The organism is Mesorhizobium sp. M7A.F.Ca.US.002.01.1.1 (genome assembly GCF_004022955.1).
Lineage (GTDB): Bacteria > Pseudomonadota > Alphaproteobacteria > Rhizobiales > Rhizobiaceae > Mesorhizobium > Mesorhizobium ciceri.
In genome coordinates this window covers 1-384 of the sequence record NZ_RZQE01001085.1, presented here as the reverse complement: position 1 = coordinate 384, position 384 = coordinate 1, and the positions used below count along the sequence as shown (strand labels likewise).

1 pseudogene is annotated in these 384 nt (G+C 62.0%); it reads left to right on the top strand.

The features are described from left to right. Positions 1 to 189 precede the first annotated feature (189 nt). Positions 190 to 384 (top strand): annotated as a pseudogene (gene pyrH, locus EN932_RS37825) (UMP kinase); the annotation flags it as partial.

Genomic DNA, 384 nt, shown 5'->3' with positions numbered 1-384 from the left:
GTGCTTATCGAAGGAGAGTCGGCCAGCGTGTCCACCAATTGATTGATGGGACAGGAAACCGGCGAATTTGCCGTTTGGGCGCCGCGTGACATCGCGGCGCCCTTCGTGTATCGGAACGCCATTGTTTCGAGGCGGCGCCTGCGCGAGGGTAGCCACCGGAACGCGCCACATGCAAATGAAGAGGCCCAGATGACGTTGAAGCCCCTCTACCGACGTGTCTTGTTGAAAGCGTCGGGCGAAGCATTGATGGGCGAGCAGCATTTCGGCATCGACGTTTCAGTGGTGGATCGCATCGCCGGCGACATCGCCGAGGCGCGTGCATTGGGCATCGAGGTCGGCGTCGTCATCGGCGGCGGCAACATCTTTCGCGGCGTGGCGGTTGCC